Here is a 23,141-nt window from a genome sequence, read left to right on the forward strand (position 1 = left end):
ATAGAATAGCAGGAGGAAGAAAGATGTTTGATAAATTAGAAGATCTTGTAAAACGTCTGGATGAGGTTATGCAGGAACTGAGTGAGCCGGATGTAGTAAGTGATCAGAACCGCTTCCGCAATCTGATGAAAGAACAGAATGAGCTGGCTCCGATCGTAGAGAAATACAAAGAGTATAAAGAAGCCAAACAGACAATTGAAGACAGTGTGGAGATGCTTGAGGAAGAACGTGATGAAGAGATGCGTGAACTTCTGAAAGAGGAATTATCCGAAGCAAAGAAGGATGTAGAGCAGTATGAAGAGGAATTAAAAGTTCTTCTTCTTCCAAAAGACCCTAACGATGATAAGAACGTTATTGTCGAGATTCGTGCAGGTGCCGGTGGAGATGAGGCTGCATTATTTGCTGCTGAAATTTATCGTATGTATAAAAACTATGCAGAATCAAAACGTTGGAAAACAGAGTTCATCGATGTGAATGAGAATGGTATTGGTGGATTTAAAGAAGTTTCCTTTATGATCAATGGTCAGGGCGCATACTCAAGACTGAAATACGAAAGTGGTGTTCATCGTGTACAGCGTATCCCTGCAACTGAGTCCGGCGGACGTATTCACACATCTACGATCACTGTGGCAATTATGCCGGAAGCAGAAGAAGTAGATGTACAGCTTGATATGAATGATTGTCGATTTGATGTGTTCCGTGCTTCTGGAAACGGTGGTCAGTGTGTAAATACAACTGATTCCGCTGTTCGATTAACACATATCCCAACAGGTATCGTTATTTCCTGTCAGGATGAAAAGTCACAGCTTAAAAATAAAGATAAAGCAATCAAAGTACTGCGCGCACGTTTGTATGATTTAGAACAGTCCAAAGCACATGATGCAGAGGCAGAACTTCGTAAGAGCCAGATCGGAACAGGTGACCGGGCAGAGAAGATTCGTACTTACAACTTCCCACAGGGACGTGTGACAGATCACAGAATTAAATTAACTCTCCATCGTCTTGATGATATTTTAAATGGAGATCTCGATGAGATCATCGATAGCTTAACAGCAGCAGACCAGGCAGCCAAATTAAGTAAATTACAGGAAATGGAGCGTTAAAAATTATGCAGGAGTGGAAGAAAAATATCAGACAGGTTGTTCCGTACGTACCTGGCGAACAGCCAAAAGAAGCAAATGTAATAAAGTTAAACACGAATGAGAATCCTTATCCACCTTCACCGAAGGTAAAAGAACAGTGTGCGAAAATCTGTGCTAAAACAGAAGAACTGCGTCTTTATCCGGATCCGACAGCCGGAATGTTAGTAGAGGCAATCGCAAAATACAAGGGATTAGACAGCAATCAGGTTTTTGTCGGAGTCGGCTCCGATGATGTACTGGCTATGGCTTTTCTTACATTTTTTAATAGCGAAAAGCCGATATTTTTCCCTGATATCACATATTCTTTTTATGATGTGTGGGCTGATTTATTCAAAATCCCATATGATAAGAAGCCATTAGATGAAAACTTTATGATTAAAAAAGACGATTACTACTGGAAAAACGGTGGAGTCGTATTCCCAAACCCGAACGCACCTACAGGAGTTTTGATGCCACTTGATGAGATTGAAGATATTATCTCTCATAATCAGGATGTCATTGTTATCGTAGATGAGGCATATGTAGACTTTGGGGGACACAGTGCGCAGCAGCTTCTTTCTAAATATGAGAACCTTTTAGTTGTGCAGACATTTTCCAAATCACGTTCTATGGCAGGAATGCGTATCGGATATGCTATGGGTTCTGCGGAATTAATTAAAGCTTTAAATGATGTGAAGTATTCCTTTAACTCCTACACAATGAACCGCCCGTCCATTCTTTTAGGAACAGCATCCGTTGAGGACGATGCCTACTTTAAAGAAACTGTAGAAAAGATTATTCATACGAGAGAGTGGTTCAAAGCGGAAATGAGGAAGCTTGGATTTACTTTCCCGGATTCTCAGGCAAACTTCCTGTTTGCTTCCCATCCGGATGTACCGGCAAAAGAAATCTTTGAAGCCGCCAGAGCAAACAATATTTACGTAAGATATTTTGATAAACCTCGTATTAACAATTATCTGAGAATTACAATTGGAACAGATGAAGAAATGAAAAAGTTCTTAAAATTCTTAACATCTTTTCTGAAAAGCCAGAAATAAACATGGTATTATGATGAAATATATTGTAAAATATAAGTATTACAATATAAGATAATACAGGGAGGATTACTATGAAAAAGATTCTGTTTGCAGCTTCTGAATGCGTGCCTTTTATGAAAACAGGCGGACTCGCAGACGTAGTAGGAGCGTTACCAAAAGAATTTGACAAAAACGAGTGGGATGTGCGTGTTGTAATGCCAAACTACCGGGGAATTCCAGAAGAGTATCGTAATAATTTTGAATATGTTACGCATTTCTATATGGGAGTAGGTCCATATATTCCTAATGTTCATGTAGGTATTATGAAATATGTTTATAATGGCATTACCTATTATTTTATTGATAATTTAGATTACTTTGGAGCGTGGGAGCCATACTCAGATACAAGAACAGACGTTGAAAGATTCACTTTCTTCTGTAAAGCAGTCCTTTCGATACTTCCTGTTATTGACTTCCGTCCGGACCTCATCCACTGTCATGACTGGCAGACAGGGCTGATTCCGGTTTACTTAAAAACAGAGTTTGCAGCTAATCCATTTTTCTGGGGAATTAAGACAATCATGACGATTCATAATCTTCGTTTCCAGGGAGTGTGGGATATCAAAACTATGAGAGGTTTAAGTGGACTTCCAGATGAACTGTTCACACCGGATAAGTTAGAGTTTAAGAAAGATGCCAGTATGTTAAAGGGCGGAATCGTTTACTCTGATTTCATTACAACCGTAAGTAATACTTACGCACAGGAAATCCAGACCGCATACTATGGAGAAGGATTAGACGGACTGTTAAGTGCACGTAATCAGAGCCTTTTTGGAATTGTAAATGGTGTCGATTATGCATTGTATGACCCATCTAACGATGCGAAGATTTATCGGAATTATACAGAAAGAGACCATAAAGAAGGAAAGGCTGCCAACAAGGCAGAACTCCAGAAACAGCTTGGCCTTGAAGTGAATCCAAATAAATATATGATCGGATTGATCTCTCGTCTGACAGATCAGAAGGGGCTTGATCTGGTACGCTACGCAATGGATAAGATTATCGATGACAATACACAGGTTGTAGTAATCGGAACAGGAGATCCGGCATACGAGGAAATGTTCCGTTATTATGCATGGTGCAACTCAGATAAGGTGTCCGCGAATATTCTCTATTCCGACGATCTGGCACATAAGTTATATGCAGCAGCAGACTCCTTCTTAATGCCATCTTTATTTGAACCATGTGGTTTAACACAGATTATCGCTTTCCATTATGGAACGATTCCAATCGTTCGCGAAACAGGTGGATTAAAAGATACCGTTATTCCTCTGAACGAATTTGAGGATACCGGAGACGGATTCTCCTTCAGTAACTATAACGGAGAAGAACTCATCAATACAGTAAATTACAGCAAGTATATTTACTTTGAACAGCCAGAGCTTTGGAACCATATGGTAGCAAGAGCGATGGAAAAGGATCTTTCCTGGGGCGTATCCAAGAAGCGTTATGAAGAACTATATAATACTTTAATCGGAAGATAAAAATACGAATTTGTAGATTTCGTGTAGACGAAAAAAGAAAAAATACCATATCTCATCTGCTCTGTAGTCGTTGTGTTTAAAATGCTCGTCCGCATCTTAAACACGCTCCGAAGCCGCATCTGGGATATGGTATTTTTTCTTTTTTCTGACTATACTAAATCTACAGTTAGTGAGAATGGGGGATTAAATACTAATTTATTTGAGGGACTAAAGAAACGAAAAGCAGAAATTTGATAGAAAAGAAAATGTGAAGATAGTCGCTTCGTAGAAAATGCCTGTTCGGCATTTTTACTGGCTCAGACATCACATTTTCTTTTCTATCAAATTTTTGCTTTTCTGTTCTTGGGCTCCAGATGGAAATTAGTATTTAAATCTTGGATGGGAATAAGGGGATTGCCTAGAAGGTTATGAAAGTTAACCAGAGAGAAATTCTCCATAAGGTAGGAATAGATAAATATAATTTTTATACAATCGAGTAAGAAAGTACCCTCTTTTGGAGATGTTCATTCTAATAAAAACCATAGACTTCTGGAGAATCCCCTTCTCTTTCCAATATAAATCACTAATTTGCTATTTGTTATCAAAACCAGACAGCCGCTAAAACAAAATTTTATGCTGAATTGTAAGAAGACTATGATAAAGAAAAAAGAATTGTTATAAGTATTGCATTTTGTGACTTTGCGCTATGGAATTCTGACCATAGGAACTTGGGACTCGTTTTTCCCAAGTTCCTGTTTTTTCTGGGCAGAATGGAATGCTTAGCGCAACGGAACAAAATCAAACTTATCACAATTCTTTTTTCTTTAGAAGACTAACTACAATTCAGCTCAATATCTTCTGCCAAAGCGGCGTCTGTGTCCCCATCAAATTAGTATTTGGTTAAAATACTCTTTGTATTAGGAACATATACAGGATTGTTCCTCCGGCAATACTGAGCAGTGTATTCTTCTTCCATTTATGCAGGATGAAAATAAATACCAGTGAGATGAGTTCAGGTATACAGTGATTTGTTCCGCCGATAGAATCTTTTAAGGAATAAATGACGAGAAGTCCAATGACTGCATTAGGGAGAACTCGCCCCAGAAATTTTACGAAGTCAGGTGTGCTGTCTGCGGAGAAAATGATAAATGGCAGAAAACGTGTTGCCATTGTGCCAAGTACGACTGCGGCAATGGTGATAATCTGTTGTGTGGTAGTCATTGTACATTTTCCTCGCTTTCGTGTGAACGTTTTACAATCTTCTTTGAATCATCTAATTTGTCCCGGCATAAAAAGAAACTTAAAATAATCAATACCATAGCTGGGATCATGAAGTTGCTTTTTCCAAAGAGGAGCAGACAGGCGAGAGAACATATAACTCCGATTAAAGCAGGAAGGTGTCGGCTTGCTGTATCCCATTGGTCAAGAAACATAACAAAGAAAAGAGCAGTCATAACAAATTCAATTCCTGTTGTGTCAAAATGAATGACTGAACCAAGTACAGCTCCCATTGTAGCTCCAAAGACCCAGTAAATCTGGTTTAAAAGAGTTACCCATATCATAAACCATTCCCGGTCGATTTCCGGTGGCGGAGTGATAGAACAATTTACAGAGAAAGTTTCATCACACATTCCATAGATTAGGTAGAACTTTTTAATTCCCTTATAATCTTTATAAGTATCCAGCATGGAAATTCCATAAAAGAGATGTCTTGCATTTACCATTAATGCCAGTAAAAAAGAATAAACTGGGTTAAAGGAAGCCAAAAGCAGACTTATAGTTACAAATTCCATAGAACCAGCAAAAATGAACATACTCATAAAGAGTGGATAAATAAAAGAAAAACCTTTGCTGCTTGCAAAGAAACCGTAAGACATTCCCAAAAATAAAAACCCAGCACAAATTGGCAGGGTATATGGGAAAGCATATTTTAATGCGTTACGTTTCATAATAAAGTCCTTTCGTGTTGTGCTTACCAAATTGCAGGTCATAGACGAACGAATGGTGTTGCAATTTAGAATGACCTTATTCTAGCATAGAAAAGAAGACTATGCAAAAAGGAATTTACTGTTTGATTCATTAGAGGAAACAGACGAAAATAAAACTATTAGCCCATAGCCACTGTAAAGATATCACTGCGTAGAAAATGCCTGTTTGGCATTTTTACTTGCTCTCACATTACATTGGCTATGGGCTAATAGTTTTATTTTCTGCTTGTTGGCTCCAGAAGAAATGAATGCAATAGTTTTTGAGGAGAGAAGGGGGAGAAGTCAGGAGTCTACTGCTTGCTCGAAAGGTATCTCGTCAGAAGAGGAAAAATGACATATTGCGACAATATAATGATAAATTTATCATGTAAAGTAATAGCTTGCGGCATCATATTATCATCAGTGAAGCTTGAAAAAAGGTTCAGCATAGTGAAAAAGATATCAGAATAAGCCATAACCTTCTGTCCCCTCCCCCATCTCTCTCCAAAGACTATTGCATTCATTCCTTCTGGAGCCAAAACACAGAAAAAAGAAATACTACCATATCCCAGATGCGGCTTCGGAGCGTGTTTAAGATGCAGATGAGCATCTTAAACACAGCGACTACAGAGCAGATGGGATATGGTAGTATTTCTTTTTTCGTCTGTTTCCCCTAATGAATGAAATAGTAAAATAATTTTTTGTAACACCAGGAGAAGGTCCGTTTTTTTATAGTTTGTTTAGTGTATATAGGATAACTGCGATAGGGCTTAGAATCAATATAAAGAACAACAGAGCCGACAGCAGTGCCTTTTTGAACCGGAGCAGTTAAGGATGCAGGAAGAGTTATAATACATTTTGTTTTTTCGTTAGATGAGACATATAAGCTGACGGGTTTTGGAGCAGAAAGAGTGCAGGTAGATTTATATCCTCTTTTTAAAGGGAGTTTGGAAGGAACCCCCTTGTTTAAAGGAATTTCTTTTTTGCTATAATTGTTCATCCCGTAATCCATCAGTTTTTTTGTATCTTCCCATTTATAACGGCGGTTTGGGTACCAGCCACTTCCTAAAACAACAGAAATCAGATAACGACCGTCTTTTTTTATTGCGCCAGCAAAACAATATCCGGCATTGTTTGTGTACCCGGTTTTTACACCGATTGCACCGTTATAGGAAGTTAAAAACAGATTTTTGTTATTTAAAGAGTAAGATTGCCCGGTTTTTAATTCTTTGATAGAAAAAGAAGGCTCTTTAATGATTTTGCAGAAGTTATCATTTTTTAAGGCAAGACAGGTCAGTAAGGCAAGCTCATGGCAGGTCGTATAATGTTTGGCACTATCGAGTCCGTTTGGGGTTTCAAAAGAGGTGTGATAGCAGCCATAATTTCTGGCTTCCTGTGTCATATCTGCACAAAATTGTTCTACGGAACCTCCGATATGTTCTGCAATTGCAACGGCAGCATCATTATAAGATTCGAGCATTAATGCATAAAGTAAATCGGATAGTAAGAATTGTGAGCCACTTTTAGCCCCGAGTTTTACTTTAGGAGCAGAAGCAGCGCGTTTTGAAAATACGACTTTATCTGAAAGATTTCCATGTTCGATCGCATAGAGACAGGTCATGATTTTCGTTGTACTTGCCATTGGAAGTTCTTTTTCTTCTTCTTTGCCAAATAGAATTCTTTGGTTATCCCCATCCATAAGAATCGCTGCTTTTGCATGAAGCGAGGAAAGTTCATTGGGAATAGTACTTTCTGTTTTTAAAAAAGTATGAGCGTTTATGTCACAGGAAACAAAAAAAGATAAAAAGAAGATTGAGATAGCAAAAAGCAGAAAAAAAGTATAGATGTTATATTTAAAAATATGTTTTTGACAACCAGAATAATCGTTCAAAAAAGCACATCCTTTTTAGAATGGTGGGTTTTAATAACTATGTAAGAAAACGAGAAAATATGCTAAGTAGGAATAAGTAGGAATTTGCAGCAGGCAAAGCTGTCAGAGCCAGGAGAGAGATTTCTTATGGTTCATTAGCTTTGCCAATTCATCAAAGTAATTCTAAAAAATGGAGAAGAGCTTCATATTGCTCTGAATTTAGCTTAGCTGCATAATACATTAATCGAAGCTGTTGTTCATTCAATGTTGTAGTTTTGCATTCATCTTCCAGAAAAAACTGCGATAATGTAATTCCAAAAGCATCACAAAGTTTAGTTAATGAAGGAATAGTGGGAAGCATATTTTTACGGTACCATGAAGAAATCGTAGACTGGGTAAGCCCGGACTGTTCCGCAAGCTGGTATTCTGTCCAGTTCCTTTCTTTTCTTAGATCGACAATTCTTTTTAAAATATCCATTCAAAATCTCCTTAAATCTATTTGTTTATAAAGGAATCATAACGTGGTTTAAAACATAATTTATCTGTTAAAAGTTGAGACGTATATGTTGATTGTAGTAAACAAAAACGCTACAAAATAATATATATAGACGTATAATTAAAACTAGAATAAGAAGGATAAGGCAGATGAAATTTTCTATCATAAATAAAACTTTCAGTTTATAGTGGATAATCTATAAAAAATAATCAATCAAATCATAAATATTTCGTTGCATTTTGTTGAAAAACCCCATATAGTAGAAGTAGGAGAAATACGAAATAACAAAGTCTTTGTAATTGTCGGGATGAGGTCACAGGAACTATAGTTATACTGTTTTTCCTTTATTCCGAGAGTACATTCAGAAAGAAAAGGAGGGAGTCTATGTTTTATCGTTGTAAAAGCTGTGGTGGGAATGTAACCTACAACCCAGACAAGAAGAAAATGATATGTGAGAGCTGTGGGAATGAAGGGGAGCCGGAACTGATTTCTCAGGACAAGAAACACGTATGTAATAACTGTGGTGCGGAGATTGAAGCAGATCAGATTGATTTATCGCTGAAGTGTCCATATTGTGGTACCTATGTGATTTTTGAGGACCGGATGGAGAACGAATACGAGCCGAATCTGGTGCTGCCTTTTGCAATTGATAAGCATAAGGCGCTGGATCTTCTGAAAGAAAAGTTTGCAAAGCAACTGTTTCTTCCGGGGAATTTCTGTTCATCTTCTACAATAGAGTCAATGGAAGGACTGTATGTGCCATTCTGGATGTATGACCTGCATACGCACGTGCATTTTGAAGGAGAAGCAGATAAGATCAGAACCTGGGAAGAGGGAGATTATGATTGTACGGAGACCAGTACATATCGTATTGTAAGAGATTTTGATGTGGATTATGACAAGATTCCTGTGGATGCATCAAAGGCAATGCCGGATGCCATGATGGATTTAGTAGAACCATATAAATACGAAGCATTGGGAGAGTTTGATGCGAAGTTTCTCTCTGGTTTTCAGGCAGAAATTTATGATGAAGATAAAGACACTCTTTTCCCAAGAGCAAAGAAAAAGGCAGATAAATACAGCCAGAAGTATCTTGGCGGCTATAACGTAGAATATGATGCGGTAAGACCGACTGTAAATGATAAAAAGAGCACAGAAAAAGCATCTTTTTATTCGTTTCTTCCTTTATGGCGGTATGTGTATCGTTACGGAGGAAAGAATTATGAATTCTATGTGAATGGCCAGACAGGGAAGGCAGTAGGGGAGGCTCCGACTAGCTTAAGTAAAGCGCTTGTGTGGTTTATAGCAGTTTTCGGTTCCCTCTTCTTTACAGTAGAAATGCTTCTTTATTTATTGGGGGTGATGTAAATGGCAAAGACATATCGTAGAATATTAATTTTTATTGTTATACTCGGTGTTTTAATGGGGTTGCTTGGGAAAAAATTTGCGGGGGATCAATATGTGAATATAGAACCTCGAAAGAATACAGAGTGTACCCTGACAAAGAGAGTGTTTGATGATGCAGATGTTCTTACCGATGAAGAGGAGAAGAATCTGGAGGCGTTAATTGCAGAAAAAGAAGAACTGATCGGTGGAGATCTTGTTCTTATTACAACGAATGATGCAAGTCTTGATACGATGGAGAAGCTTCGTGATTATGCACAGAATTATTATAAAGAGAATAAGCTTGGCTGGGATCAGCCTATCGGAAGCGGAGCAATTTATGTAGATGACTGGGAGACCAGATATACCTGGCTTGCCACTCGCGGTATAGTAAAAGACAGATTATCTAAGGATAATACAGACTATATTGTGGATGAAACGAATGATATTGTGAATAAGGACCCTTATAAAGCATATACAAGGTTGATAAACCTGATAGCAGAAGAGACACAAAAGAGTCCGATGTTCCATATAAATATCAGCCCGATCTGGGTACTGCTTGGCTGTCTTGTGGTGTCCCTCATCTTTGTAGTAGCGCAGCTTTCCGGACAGGTAGGAAAAGATACAGTAAAGAAGTCTACCTATGTGAAGAAAGATGGTGTACAGATGAATGATAAAAAGGATGTCTTCTTACATTCTCATGTAACAAGAACAAAGAGAAAGTCAGATGATGACAGTGGAAGCAGCTGCAGCGGAACAGATGACTTTGGCGGCAGTGGCGGTTCTCACTAAGAATTTGGAAAGATAAAAACAAAGGAGGAATCCCATGTTTTACCGTTGTAAAGATTGTGGTGGTAATGCTGTTTACGACCCAAAGAAAAAGAAGATGGTATGTGAAAGCTGTGGCAATGAGGAGACACAGGAAAAAATACCACAGGAAAAGCTTCATATATGTAACAACTGTGGAGCGGAGATTGAATCCAAAAAGACAGATCTTGCTTTGAAATGTCCATACTGTGGGACGTATGTCATTTTTGAGGACAGGATGAAAGATGCGTATAAGCCTGATCTGGCATTGCCATTTGTGATAGATAGAAAAGAAGCGATAGAGATTATAAGGAAGAATTTTGCGAAGAAAATGTTCATTCCTAAAGATTTTTGTTCGACTTCAAGTCTGGAATCCCTTCAGGGAAGATATGTTCCATTTTGGATGTATGATATGGAGACCCATGTGCATTTTGAAGGAGAAGGAAGAAAAATCAGAACGTGGACAGAAGGAGACTATGATTGTACGGAGACGAGTATATATCGTCTTGTAAGAGATTTTGATGTGAACTATGATAAGATTCCTGTTGATGCATCGAAAAATATGCCAGATGAGAAAATGGATTTAGTGGAGCCTTATAAATATACTGCACTAGGGAAGTTCCGCTCAAGATATTTGTCTGGATTCCAGGCAGAAATTTATGATGAAAATAAAGAAGAACTTTTGCCCAGGGCACAGAAAAAAGCAAAGAAATATACAGAGGGTTACCTTGATGAGTATAACAATAGTTATAGCAGTGTGAAACCTGCTATTAAAAAAGTAGATAGTAAAGAAATGAACTCCTACTATACATTTTTACCGGTATGGCGTTATGTATACCGTTATCAGGGAACAAATTATGAGTTTTTTGTTAATGGTCAGACGGGAAAAGCAATAGGAACGCCGCCGACCAGCAAGGCGAGAATGTTCTCATGGTTTGCAGCAGTTACGTGTTCACTGTTCTTTCTTGCGGAAATGATTCTGTATTTTCTGGAGGTGGCATAAATGGGGAAAATCTGGAGACGAATTTTAATAGGAATCGTTATACTCGCCGCGATTATAGGCATCGTGGCAAAGTTGCTTGAGCCGGAAGAATACACCAATACAAAACCTCGTCAAAATACAGAATGTACAATCACGCAGAGAGTATTGGATGAAGCGGGCAAAATGACTGATAAACAGAAGAAAGATCTTGAAGCTCTGATTGCAGAAAAAGAACAGCTAATTGGCTGTGATATCGTTATCCTTACAATAAATGAGCCGGGGCTTGATAGTTATGATGAAATCCGAGACTATGCACAGGCATATTATGAGGATAACAAATTTGGCTGGAATAAAGCCAATGGAGACGGGATCATTTATGTGGATGACTGGGAAACGGGATACACCTGGATGTGTACAACTGGTCTTGCAAAAACGAGACTCGATGATACGGACACAGAACAGATTGTGGATAGTGCCAACGAAATCGTAAATGATAATCCATATGAGGCTTACACATCTATTGTAAATAATGTAGCAACCATGATTCAGACAGGCCGTTCCTCTTATGTGCAGATTAACCCGATTATTGTCTTTCTTGCAGCAGCAGTAATCGGAGCCATTTTTGTAGGTGTCCAGTTAATCGGACATGGAGGAAAAGACACTGTTCTAAGGTCTACCTACGCAAAAGGCGGCGTGCAAATGAATGAAAAGCAGGATATCTTCTTGCATTCCCATGTGACCAGAACGAAACGACCGAGTAAAAGCAGCGGTGGCGGAGGAAAAGTCGGAGGAACTGGAGGACATGGCGGAGCCGGAGGAAGGCATTAAATTAGAAATTTGCCGGGGTGAGTAAACAGACGAACCCCCAGAGAAAATATACTCTATATCTGTGACTTTAGTCGCGGCGGTTTGAATATTCGCTTAAGTGCTCGTATCCAAACCTTGCTCCGAGGCCACAGATATAGAGTATATTTTCTCTGGGGGTTCTGGTTGTTTCAATCCGGCAAATTTATTAAAAGATTTGGGGAAGAAGACAGGAGAAGAAAGCTATCTGGGAAACTAAATTTCAAAGAATTAACACAGAAATCCATAAGAAAAAATTATTATTTTTACACATTAAAATAATAATATAAGTATCGAACTCTTATGACTCAACTTTTTAAAAAGTCATAACCATCTGATGATTCCTCAAATTCTTCCAACAATAAATAGCAATTCTTCCCCAGCCAAAACACAGCTCCCAAAGAGAGCAGGTATCCTATATTTGTGGCCTTAGAACGAGGATTGAATACGCCCTTTTTCTTAAATTGGCAAGTTTTGAAGATGAAGAACTTCTTGAAAATTTAAAAAAAGATGCAGACATTGATACTATCATAAAAACTTTTGGATAAAAATAAAATTGCTTAACAAAAACTGATTAACAATGAAAGAATAGATTTTTGATGAAAAAATGAAGAAATTGGATTTACGCTTAAATCTTGCCTTTTTTTAATAGTCATGCTACACTTAAAAATGAAATTTAAAAACGTTTAACTTTTAAAGGAGATTATATATGTGTGGAATTGTTGGATACACTGGTAGAGAGGCAGCAGCACCGATTGTACTGGATGGCTTATCAAAGCTGGAATACAGAGGATATGATTCAGCTGGAGTAGCTGTTTTCAATGAAGCTACGAATGAGATAGATATTGTAAAGACAAAGGGACGACTGAAGAATCTGTTAGAGAAGACAGATAGCGGAAAAGCGATGCCGGGCGGATGCGGTATTGGACATACCCGCTGGGCAACGCATGGCGCACCTTCTGAAAAGAATGCACATCCGCATTGTAGTGATGACAAGATGGTTGTTATGGTTCATAATGGAATTATTGAAAACTATCAGGAATTAAGAGATCATCTTACACAGAAGGGATATACGTTCTATTCTGAGACAGATACAGAAGTAGCGGTGAAGCTTATTGCTTACTACTATGAGAAAACAGATCATAATCCATTAGAAAGTATGTCAAGAGCACTTCTTCGTGTTCGTGGTTCTTTCGCACTGGGTATTATGTTTAAAGATCGTCCAGGTGTTGTTTATGCAGCACGTAAGGACAGTCCATTAATCGTTGGACAGAATGAAGGCGGAGCATTTATCGCTTCCGATGTTCCTGCTATCCTTTCTTACACAAGAAATGTATATTATCTTGATAATATGGAGATGGCAGAACTTCATGAAGACAGCATCAAGTTCTATAATATGAACGGTGATGAGATTGAAAAAGAAATGGTCAGCATTAAGTGGGATGCTGAAGCAGCAGAAAAGGGTGGCTTCGAACATTTCATGATGAAAGAGATTCATGAGCAGCCAAAGGCACTCAAGGATACGATCAATACCTACATAAAAGACGGAAAGATTGATTTGAGTTCTGTCGGAATTTCACCAGAAGAATTTGCACAGTATCATAGAATTTGCATTGTAGCCTGTGGCTCAGCATATCATGTTGGTATCGCAGCGAAATATGTAATGGAAGACTTAACAGGTTTAATGGTAGATGTAGATTTTGCTTCTGAATTCCGTTATCGTAATCCAAAGCTCTCTAAAGATACATTGGTTATTATTATTTCACAGTCAGGAGAAACAGCAGACAGCCTTGCAGCACTTCGTCTTACAAAAGAGATGGGAGTAAAGACATTAGCAATCGTTAATGTTGTTGGCTCCAGTATCGCAAGAGAAGCAGATTATGTTATGTATACTTTAGCTGGACCAGAGATTGCTGTTGCTACTACAAAAGCATATAGTACACAGTTAATTTGTATGTATATTCTTTCCATGTATGCTGCACAGGTAAGAGGCGAGATCGAAGAATCTGCTCTTGATCATATGCTTCAGGAAATCGTACTTCTTCCAGAAAAGGTTGCAAGTATCTTAACAGATAAAGAGCGTATTCAGTGGTTCGCAAATAAATTCGCTTCCGCACATGATGTATTCTTTATCGGTCGTGGACTTGATTATGCAATCTGTCAGGAAGGAAGCCTGAAGATGAAGGAAGTCAGCTACATACATTCCGAAGCTTACGCAGCAGGCGAGTTGAAGCATGGAACGATCAGTCTGATTGAAGATGGAACACTCGTAATTGGTGTGCTTACACAGAGCCATCTTTGTGAGAAGACTTTGAGCAACATGCAGGAAGTAAAGAGTCGTGGAGCATATCTGATGGGCGTTGCAGAGAATGGAAGCTACTACCTTGAGGATATGGTGGACTTTGTTGTATATGTACCTAAGACAGATCCACATTTCACAACAACTCTCGCAATCATCCCACTTCAGTTAATGGGATACTATGTAAGCGTAGCAAGAGGACTTGATGTAGATAAGCCAAGAAACCTTGCAAAGAGTGTTACAGTAGAATAGTTATAAAATACTAATTTGCTGGGGACACAGACGCCGCTTTAGTAGAAGATGTTGAGCTGAATTGTAGTTAGCCTTTTAAAGAAAAAAGAATGGTTATAAGTTTGATTTTGTTCCGTTGCGCTAAGCATTCCATTCTGCCCAGAAAAACAGGAACTTGGGAAAAACGAGTCCCAAGTTCCTATGGTCAGAATTCCATAGCGCAAAGTCACAAAATGCAATACTTATAACCATTCTTTTTTCTTTATCATAGTTTTCTTACAATTCAGCATAAAATTTTATTTCAGCGGCTGTCTGGCTTTGATAACAAATAGCAAATTGGTGATTTTTGTTGAAAAGAGAAGGGGATTCTCCAGAAGTCTATGGTTTTTATTAGAATGAACATCTCCAAAGGGGGACTTTCTTACTCGATTGTATAAAAATTACATTTATCTATTCCTACCTTATGGAGAATTTCTCTCTGGTTAACTTTCATAGCCTTCTGGGCAATCCCCTTATTCTTCCTCAAGCGAAAATACTAATTTCCTTCTGGTTTTCGTTTCTTTAGCCCCTCAAATAAATTAGTATTTAATCTCCCATTCTCACCAACTGTGGATTTAGGATAGTCAGAAAAAAGAAAAAATACCATATCCCAGATGCGGCTTCGGAGCGTGTTTAAGATGCGAACGAGCATTTTAAACACAGCGACTACAGAGCAGATGGGATATGGTATTTTTTCTTTTTTCGTCTATATGAAATCTACAAATTAGTATTTTGATTTTTCACAAATGGCAAGAAAAGAAAGGATTAAGCAAAATATTACCAATAGAAATGCCGAATATCATAAATTGTTGTAAATTTTACATAATAATATCAAGAAATTCGTAATGGTTGTATTTGACCCGTTTTTTTGCCAGTGATATAATTTATACATAATATTGTGTAATTTTACAAATGCACAATGGCTGATTACAAAAACCGCCTGATAAATATATCCGGCAAGCCAGATGATTTGGGTGGAAGAAAGGATGGGAGATATGAAGTATGTAGCGGGTGTAGATATAGGTAATGCTACCACTGAGGTCGCTCTTGCAAAGATTGATGGGACAGATTTAACATTTCTGGCGAGTGGTATCGGACCTACAACCGGAATCAAAGGAACTTTGCAGAATATCAGCGGAGTTTTCATGTCTTTAAAGAATGCTCTTGAAAAGGTAGGCATGGATTACAGTGATCTGGCAGAGATTCGTATTAATGAAGCTGCTCCTGTTATTGGAGATGTAGCGATGGAGACGATTTCTGAAACAGTTATTACAGAGTCAACAGTAATCGGACATAATCCAAGTACTCCGGGAGGTACAGGAATCGGAGTTGGTACTTCTGTTCTTGTAACAGAGCTTTCTAAGATAAAAGAGGCGAAGGATGTTATTGTGATTGTTCCTGATAAAGTAGGTTTTGCGCAGGCAGCAACACTGATGAATCAGGCAAAAGAGAATATAAATATTACAGGTGCGATCGTACAGGCAGATGACGGAGTATTACTTAATAACCGTCTTGATAAGAAGATTCCTATTATTGATGAAGTTGCCATGATCGAGAAGGTTCCGCTGGGAATGACTTGTGCGATCGAAGTGGCACAGCAGGGAAGTATATTATCTACATTGTCTAATCCATATGGAATTGCAACAGTATTTCATTTGAATTCAGAGGAGACAAAGAGAGTTGTTCCGATTGCACGTTCTTTAATCGGAGCACGTTCCGGTGTAGTAATTAAGACACCAACGGGTGATGTAAAGGAAAGAAGTATTAAGGCAGGAACCATCAATATTATCGGTCTTAAGAAGGAAGTCGATGTGGATGTTGACGAGGGTGCCGATAAGATTATGGAAGCGATATCTGTTATTCAGGATATTGATGATATTCAGGGTGAGACAGGAACGAACGCCGGCAATATGCTGAATAATGTTCGTCGTGTTATGGCAGGTCTTACGAATAAAGAGCCAAAAGATATTAAGATTCAGGATTTACTGGCTGTAGATACATTTAATCCACAGAAAGTTGTTGGAGGTATTGCAGACGAGTTTGCATTAGAGAATGCCGTAGGAATTGCAGCGATGGTTAAGTCTGACAGACTCCAGATGGAGATGATCGCGAATGTACTTACTGAAAAGTTAAAAGTTCCTGTATATGTTGGTGGTGTTGAAGCAGACATGGCAATTAAGGGAGCATTAACTACTCCTGGTACAAGTGTTCCACTGGCAATTGTTGATATGGGTGCTGGTTCTACAGATGCATCAATTATCAACAGAGAAGGTAAGGTAAAACTGGTTCATCTGGCCGGTGCCGGAAACATGGTTTCTTTGTTAATTCAGTCTGAACTTGGTCTGGATACGATCGAACTTGCAGAAGATGTAAAGAAGTACACTCTTGCCAAAGTAGAAAGTCTTTTCCATATTCGTCATGAGAATGGAACGGTTCAGTTCTTTGATAAACCATTAGATCCATCTATTTTTGCAAAGGTTGTTCTTGTAAAAGAGAATGACGAGCTTGTGCCATTAGACGGAGTGGAATCTTTGGAAAAAGTAAAACAGGTTCGTATGGATGCCAAGAAGAAAGTATTTGTAAGAAATGCGATTCGTTCTCTGGCAAAGGTAAGTCCTACAGGTAATCCAAGAGACATTCAGTTCGTAGTAATGGTTGGCGGATCTGCACTGGATTTTGAGATTCCAAACTTTGTAACAGATGCGCTGGCGGATTATGATATTGTAGCTGGACGCGGTAATATTCGTGGTTGTGAAGGACCTCGTAATGCCGTTGCTACAGGTCTTGCTATGGCATGTGTAACAGAAGAATAATTTTATCTCAGTCGAGAAGACTCCCACCTCTTTCAGGTGGTGAGTGACTGCTCGACTTGAATTAATAACAATAGACGAACTTATAAAACAGGCTAGTATAAAAATGATTTGTAGTTGCATTTTTATACTAGCCTGTTTTGTAAGTTCTTTTTTGATGCAGTGAAGAAAAAAAACAAGTGACTCTCAGCAACTATTTTTTTCATCTATATTTAATACAATGAAAGTAGAAATAAAAAGTAGAAATAATAAGGTGTTTTAATCTAAAGGAGGTTTGATGTTTATGAAAAAAATGATGAAAGTCCTGTGGAATAAAGGTTTCCTTTCTTTTGTTCTCGCTGTTTCCTTTCTGGCTGGTGCTATCGTACCAGGAGGCTATGTACGAGCGGCGGCACCGGCTGCCATTCCTGCCACGTTATCCTTAAAAGAAGCAACCGGTGTATGCAGTGGAAGTGCGACAGCATTTAATGTAAACAGCACTTCTTTTGAGTCAAGTAAATTAAAGTTCTACAGAGAAATGCTTGATGGTGTTCATGAAAAAAATAACGCATCAACGAAACAGAATGCGCCGAAGGCAACGGCAGCGGAGGATTGGTTTTCTGTTGCATATATGCTTCATCAAAAACGGAGAAAACAATCGTCAACCAGTAATTATAACTCTCGAATGGAAGCAATGCGGTATGTTACAATTGCAGAATACAATAATACCAATAAGATATCCAATAATGAGTATAAAAATGGTTATAACTGGTACATTCATCGCAGTGGTCTAAATTACAGCAGTTCTTTAAGCGGTGCTAATACAGATATACGTAAAAAGCTGTATGACTATTATCTGGCACAACATACTAGTAGCAGTAATAAAAAAGGCTGGAATTCAGGATCTCAAAGTGCCACCAATAGTTTTTCTGCTCTTACGGATACTACAAACCGCGATGTCTTCTGGTCTGTTTTAAGTTTAAATCGAACAGATGGTGACAAGAGAAGAAACGGTCATGGAAGTGCTCTGATTGCTGTTTTTTATGATTTCAAGATTAGTCCTGTGCTTCAGGAAGATAAAGGAACAACTTATATCAGACAGAGAAATGATGGCAGTGATCGTAAAGACTCTTTTGTTTCAAGTATTACAAATAATTCACCGCAGAATGTTAATGCAGAATATACCGGCAGTACTGAAAATACGGTTTCACATACCAGTAATATTAATGGAAGTTCTTCCTATACAATGGGACATTCTGTAACAGTCGGCACAAATGTTAATTTTGGAGCATTCGCAAGTGGTTCAATTGATTATACATTTGATTATTCGAATACAGTGGAAAAAGGATGGTCAAAGGAAGAATCCGTAAGCAAAACAGAGCGGAAAGAAGATAAATCGTCAATTTCTCTCCCGGCATACAGTGCGATTATGATGAAGAGGACAACTTCTGACAGTGAAGAAGTTACAACGTATAATTGCCCGGTACTCCTTACTTATAAAGTTATGTTATTAGAACATATATTAAATGCCAGTAATGATGAAGCTGATGCAGATACAGCAACATTAGGTGTTTTTGGAAGTGACAGTATCAGTGCGCGTGAAGATTTAAAAGTATACCTTACCGATAATATAAATATTAAAGATACTAACCGTAATATTACGTGGAGTGAACTGCAATCAAATTCTGATACTAAAAATGCATTTCAGTATGCAAAATCTAATACGGCATTGTATATTCCAATGTCTTCTGCAGGAGCTACATACAGTGTAAATTTAAAGACAATAAACGTTACATATGATGGACTGATTTCAACGCAGCCATTATCAAAAATTGAAACGACAGCATCGGATTTGAATCTTCTGACTGGTAATTCTCTTACCATATCCAATATTAGAGTCAAAGGAATTAATAAAGCAGGTACGGATTATATTGGATTTAATCAGGACAGGGGACACTGGATCATAACTTCTGCAGATGGAAAAGAAGATGTTTCCGGGAACATAGCGAGTTTGAGCCAAAGCCGTTCTGGAAAAGTAACATTGAATGCACATAATCCAGGAACAGTCTACCTGGAATATGTGATTGATGAGAATTGTTATGCGACAGCATCTGCGCCGATGGCATATATGACAAATCGACAACTTGCTTCTACAGCAATTCTTAAAGTTACGATAGCAGCGAAAAAAACAGCAGTTCCGACACCGGAAGCAACAAAACTCGGCTCTGTAAAAGCAGCAAAAAGATCGATTGCTTTGACATGGAAGAAAATAACTTCCAAAGTGCAGAAAAAGAGAATCAAAGGTTATCAGATTCAGTATAGTACAAAGAGAAGCTTTAAAAAAGCAAAAACAAAAAATGTGAATGGATACAAAAAAACTCGTGTTACATTAAAAAAATTAAAAGCAAAGAAGAAATATTATATACGTGTCCGCACAATTTTAAAGATTAATGGCAAGACATATTATTCTAAATGGTCAAAGATAAAATCTGTGAAAACAAAGTAATGTGCAGCTGTGCGATTGCCAATTATAAACTTTCCCATCCCTTTAAATCCCCACCGTTCTAATTTCGTTGGAAAGGTGGGGATAGCATCAAGTTGACAGGATTCCGAAGCTTGTTTATAATAAATTCGTTAAGAATAATTCGTTGAGAGTAATTAAAAAATAATACTATTTATTTTGGAAGGGATTGAAAAGTTTTTATGGGAAAGATACAGATCATTACGGACTCTGCAAGTGATATCTCAAAGGAAGCAGAACAGAAATATAATTTAGATGTGATCTCCTATTCTGTTGTGATAGGAGATCAGACATATACAAGTCGTGTAGATTTTGATAATGAAGGATGTTATAAGCTGATGGAGGAGAATGATGGAATTCCAATGACTTCTCAGATTACAGCCTTTCAGTTTATGGATTTATATTATGAGTATTATCAGAAGGGATGCACAGAACTTGTATTAATTTTGATTAATGGAAAAGGATCAGCCACATACAATAATTCATTGATGGCAGTTGATATGCTGATTGAAGAACATCCGGAATGTGAAGGTAAGATGCATATTTACAGCCATGATGGTGGAAGTTATAGCGCCGGATATGGTGAACTTGCAGTTATGGCAGGAAAGATGGCACAGGAAGGAAGCTCTGTCGAAGAAATTAATGCGTATCTTGAGGAAAAGATTGCTCACAGACGCATTTATTTTGGAATTTATAATCTGAAATATGCAGGAAAGTCCGGACGTATTCCGAGTGCAGCGGCATTTATCGGAGATAAGATTGGAATTAAGCCGATTATGAAGATTTGGGATCATGAGATCACAACTGCCGGAAAGTGTCGGGGAGAGAAGAAAGTTGTATCTAAAATCTGCGATATGGCAATTGCAGACATGGAACCGGGTTCTGCATATCAGATCGAATACGGGGATGATGATAAGATTAAGGAAGAGATGGCGCAGAAGATGACAGAGAAGCTTGGCTACGGTCCAAGTAGCTATTATCAGATTGGAGCAGAAATAGCAGCGAATGCAGGACCTCGTGTTGTTGGTATTGCATTTGATGCAAAGGAGTAAGATTTTACTGGCAGGCAGAGTTCGTCGAGAGGTTACATTTTATGGAAAAGGTATTACAAAAAGAAAGGAAGCTGAGAATATCTATTCTCGGAGATTCGATCAGTACATTCGCTGGCTATACACCAAAAGACAGTGTTTTCTATGATTCTTATGTGCAGTGGGAGACAGGAGTTAAAACAGTAGAAGATACATGGTGGATGCAGGTGATTCGTGCATTTGATGCAGAGCTTGGCATTAATAATTCGGTGTCAGGCAGTATGGTATCAGGTAATTTATCTACATCTGCTATGGCAGAAGAAAGAATTCAGGCTTTAGGAGAGAATGGATTACCGGACCTCATTCTTGTGAGTGCAGGTTGTAATGACTGGGGATTTTGCGTATTGCCGGAAGAATTTGAATCGGCATACCAGACAATGCTTTGCAGATTGAAGAACACATATCCATATGCACAGATATGGTGCTGCACCCTTCCGGAGGGAAAAGAGCCGGAAGGAGAAGTGTTCTTTAATATCGATGGAACGATATCAAAGAGAATTTATTCTGATATTATACGAGACTGTGTACAGAAGGCAGAAGTGCATCTGGCAGATTTAGAAAAGTATCAGGAAGAATACGAAACTGTAGATGGAGTACATCCAAATAAAGAAGGAATGAAAATGCTCGCCGGATTATGGATGAAAGAATTGGCACTTTAATTTATCTCAGTCGAGAAGACTCCCATCTCTTTCAGGTGGTGAGTGACAGCTGCTCGACTTGAATGGAAGAGGAGAGCCTGCTGATTTTAAATGCAATAAACGAGAATTGATTTGAAGGTATAATGAATCATTCTTTCTTTTTTATTCGTTTTGTTTCTCTGTTATTATATGAAAAGAGCTAGAAAGATATGGATGAATAAATAAGAAGAATACATTTTTTTGTGCAAAATCATGAAATGATGGGAATATCATAAATTTTTTAGATTTATTTCTGTGATTTCATAGAAAATTGAAAAATGATGTGTTATAATAGCTTCAAAATTTATAAGAACATGAAATGAAGTTTTTTATAATATTTATTTCATATTTAGATTTATTTCATATTTTAAGAAGGGAAGTTTTCGCGATGGAAAAGAAAGATATTAACTGGGGCGAGCTGGGCTTTAGCTATCAGCAGACAGAGAAAAGATTTGTAGCTAATTTTAAGGATGGTGCATGGGATGAAGGTGCCCTTACAGAAGATGCTACAATTACTCTGAACGAGTGTGCCGGTGTATTTCAGTATGCACAGACATGTTTTGAAGGTTTAAAGGCATATACAACAGAGAGCGGAGATATCGTTTGCTTTCGTCCTGACTTAAACGCAGCCCGTATGGCAGATTCCTGTAGAAGACTGGAGATGCCGGTATTCCCTGAAGAAAAATTTGTTGAAGCTGTTGTAGAAACAGTAAAAGCGAATGCAGCATATGTAGCACCTTACGGTTCAGGAGCTACTTTATATATTCGTCCATATATGTTTGGTTCTAATCCGGTTATTGGTGTAAAACCAGCGGATGAGTATCAGTTCCGTATTTTTGTTACTCCAGTAGGACCATACTTTAAAGGTGGAGCAAAGCCTATTACAATCAGAGTTTCAGATTTTGATCGTGCAGCTCCTCATGGAACAGGACATATCAAAGCAGGACTGAATTATGCGATGAGTTTACATGCAATCGTAGACGCACATAATCAGGGATATGATGAGAATATGTATCTTGATCCAGCCACAAGAACAAAGGTTGAGGAGACTGGTGGAGCGAACTTTATTTTCATTACAAAGGACGGTAAGCTTGTAACACCGAAGTCAGACAGTATTCTTCCATCTATTACCCGTCGTTCTCTGATGTATATCGCAGAACATTATCTTGGAATGGAAGTAGAACACAGAGAAGTTCTGTTTGATGAGGTAAAAGATTTTGCAGAGTGTGGTCTTTGCGGAACAGCAGCAGTAATTTCTCCAGTTGGAAAGATTGTTGATCATGGAAAAGAAATCTGTTTCCCAAGCGGAATGGATGATATGGGACCTGTAATCAAGAAGTTATATGATACGCTTACAGGAATCCAGATGGGACATATTGAAGCACCAGAAGGATGGATCCAGACAATCTGTAAACATGGCGAATGTTAATATTCTAAAATAAATAAAATGGTTCTATAGTTATATATA

Annotated in this window: 17 protein-coding genes; 13 read left to right on the forward strand and 4 right to left on the reverse strand. The window is 38.1% G+C overall.

Features of this window, described 5'->3' with window-relative positions:
- Positions 1-23: 23 nt before the first annotated feature.
- From prfA to glgA, 3 genes are all read left to right on the forward strand, one after another.
- Positions 24-1,103 carry a peptide chain release factor 1 gene (gene prfA / locus EHLA_RS01810; protein ID WP_096239098.1) on the forward strand — a complete coding sequence of 360 codons (1,080 nt, stop codon included), beginning with the start codon at positions 24-26 and terminating at the stop codon, positions 1,101-1,103.
- Positions 1,104-1,108: 5 nt separating this feature from the next.
- On the forward strand, positions 1,109-2,179 hold the full coding sequence (hisC, locus tag EHLA_RS01815; protein WP_096239099.1) for a histidinol-phosphate transaminase: 1,071 nt from the start codon (positions 1,109-1,111) through the stop codon (positions 2,177-2,179).
- 71 nt (positions 2,180-2,250) lie between these two features.
- A complete protein-coding gene (gene glgA, locus EHLA_RS01820; RefSeq protein ID WP_096239100.1) occupies positions 2,251-3,702 on the forward strand; it encodes a glycogen synthase GlgA in 1,452 nt (483 codons plus the stop codon).
- 879 nt (positions 3,703-4,581) lie between these two features.
- Here the strand turns inward: glgA and EHLA_RS01825 are convergent.
- From EHLA_RS01825 to EHLA_RS01845, 4 genes are all read right to left on the reverse strand, one after another.
- Positions 4,582-4,902 (reverse strand): branched-chain amino acid transporter permease, encoded by a 321-nt coding sequence (locus tag EHLA_RS01825; protein WP_096239101.1) that lies wholly within the window; start codon positions 4,900-4,902, stop codon positions 4,582-4,584.
- Positions 4,899-5,630 (reverse strand): AzlC family ABC transporter permease, encoded by a 732-nt coding sequence (locus EHLA_RS01830; protein WP_096239102.1) that lies wholly within the window; start codon positions 5,628-5,630, stop codon positions 4,899-4,901. Before EHLA_RS01830 ends, EHLA_RS01825 begins: the two co-directional genes overlap by 4 nt.
- Positions 5,631-6,321: 691 nt before the next feature.
- Entirely contained in the window at positions 6,322-7,539 is a 1,218-nt protein-coding gene (locus EHLA_RS01840) for a D-alanyl-D-alanine carboxypeptidase family protein (protein WP_096239104.1), read from the reverse strand.
- 151 nt (positions 7,540-7,690) lie between these two features.
- Positions 7,691-7,996 (reverse strand): helix-turn-helix domain-containing protein, encoded by a 306-nt coding sequence (locus EHLA_RS01845; RefSeq protein ID WP_021907146.1) that lies wholly within the window; start codon positions 7,994-7,996, stop codon positions 7,691-7,693.
- 402 nt (positions 7,997-8,398) lie between these two features.
- Here EHLA_RS01845 and EHLA_RS01850 point away from each other — a divergent pair, with 402 nt between their 5' ends.
- From EHLA_RS01850 to EHLA_RS01895, 10 genes are all read left to right on the forward strand, one after another.
- Positions 8,399-9,382, forward strand: a complete 984-nt coding sequence (locus EHLA_RS01850) for a hypothetical protein (RefSeq protein WP_096239105.1) — start codon at positions 8,399-8,401, stop codon at positions 9,380-9,382.
- Entirely contained in the window at positions 9,383-10,189 is an 807-nt protein-coding gene (locus tag EHLA_RS01855; protein ID WP_096239106.1) for a TPM domain-containing protein, read from the forward strand. It begins immediately after the preceding gene.
- 34 nt (positions 10,190-10,223) lie between these two features.
- Positions 10,224-11,207: a hypothetical protein gene (locus EHLA_RS01860; RefSeq protein ID WP_242970647.1), complete on the forward strand. Its 984-nt coding sequence runs from the start codon at positions 10,224-10,226 to the stop codon at positions 11,205-11,207.
- Positions 11,208-12,014, forward strand: a complete 807-nt coding sequence (locus EHLA_RS01865) for a TPM domain-containing protein (RefSeq protein ID WP_096239107.1) — start codon at positions 11,208-11,210, stop codon at positions 12,012-12,014. It abuts the gene before it with no gap.
- A 724-nt stretch (positions 12,015-12,738) separates the two neighbouring features.
- Entirely contained in the window at positions 12,739-14,580 is a 1,842-nt protein-coding gene (gene glmS / locus EHLA_RS01870; RefSeq protein WP_096239108.1) for a glutamine--fructose-6-phosphate transaminase (isomerizing), read from the forward strand.
- Between the two features lie 1,004 nt (positions 14,581-15,584).
- Positions 15,585-17,411 carry a diol dehydratase reactivase subunit alpha gene (locus EHLA_RS01875; protein WP_330399837.1) on the forward strand — a complete coding sequence of 609 codons (1,827 nt, stop codon included), beginning with the start codon at positions 15,585-15,587 and terminating at the stop codon, positions 17,409-17,411.
- 280 nt (positions 17,412-17,691) lie between these two features.
- A complete protein-coding gene (locus EHLA_RS01880; protein ID WP_242970648.1) occupies positions 17,692-19,893 on the forward strand; it encodes a fibronectin type III domain-containing protein in 2,202 nt (733 codons plus the stop codon).
- 197 nt (positions 19,894-20,090) lie between these two features.
- Positions 20,091-20,960, forward strand: a complete 870-nt coding sequence (locus EHLA_RS01885; RefSeq protein ID WP_096239110.1) for a DegV family protein — start codon at positions 20,091-20,093, stop codon at positions 20,958-20,960.
- Positions 20,961-21,001: 41 nt separating this feature from the next.
- Entirely contained in the window at positions 21,002-21,655 is a 654-nt protein-coding gene (locus EHLA_RS01890) for an SGNH/GDSL hydrolase family protein (protein WP_096239111.1), read from the forward strand.
- A 406-nt stretch (positions 21,656-22,061) separates the two neighbouring features.
- Positions 22,062-23,102 carry a branched-chain amino acid aminotransferase gene (locus EHLA_RS01895; RefSeq protein WP_096239112.1) on the forward strand — a complete coding sequence of 347 codons (1,041 nt, stop codon included), beginning with the start codon at positions 22,062-22,064 and terminating at the stop codon, positions 23,100-23,102.
- Positions 23,103-23,141: the final 39 nt, after the last annotated feature.

The organism is Anaerobutyricum hallii, assembly GCF_900209925.1.
Classification (GTDB): domain Bacteria; phylum Bacillota; class Clostridia; order Lachnospirales; family Lachnospiraceae; genus Anaerobutyricum; species Anaerobutyricum soehngenii.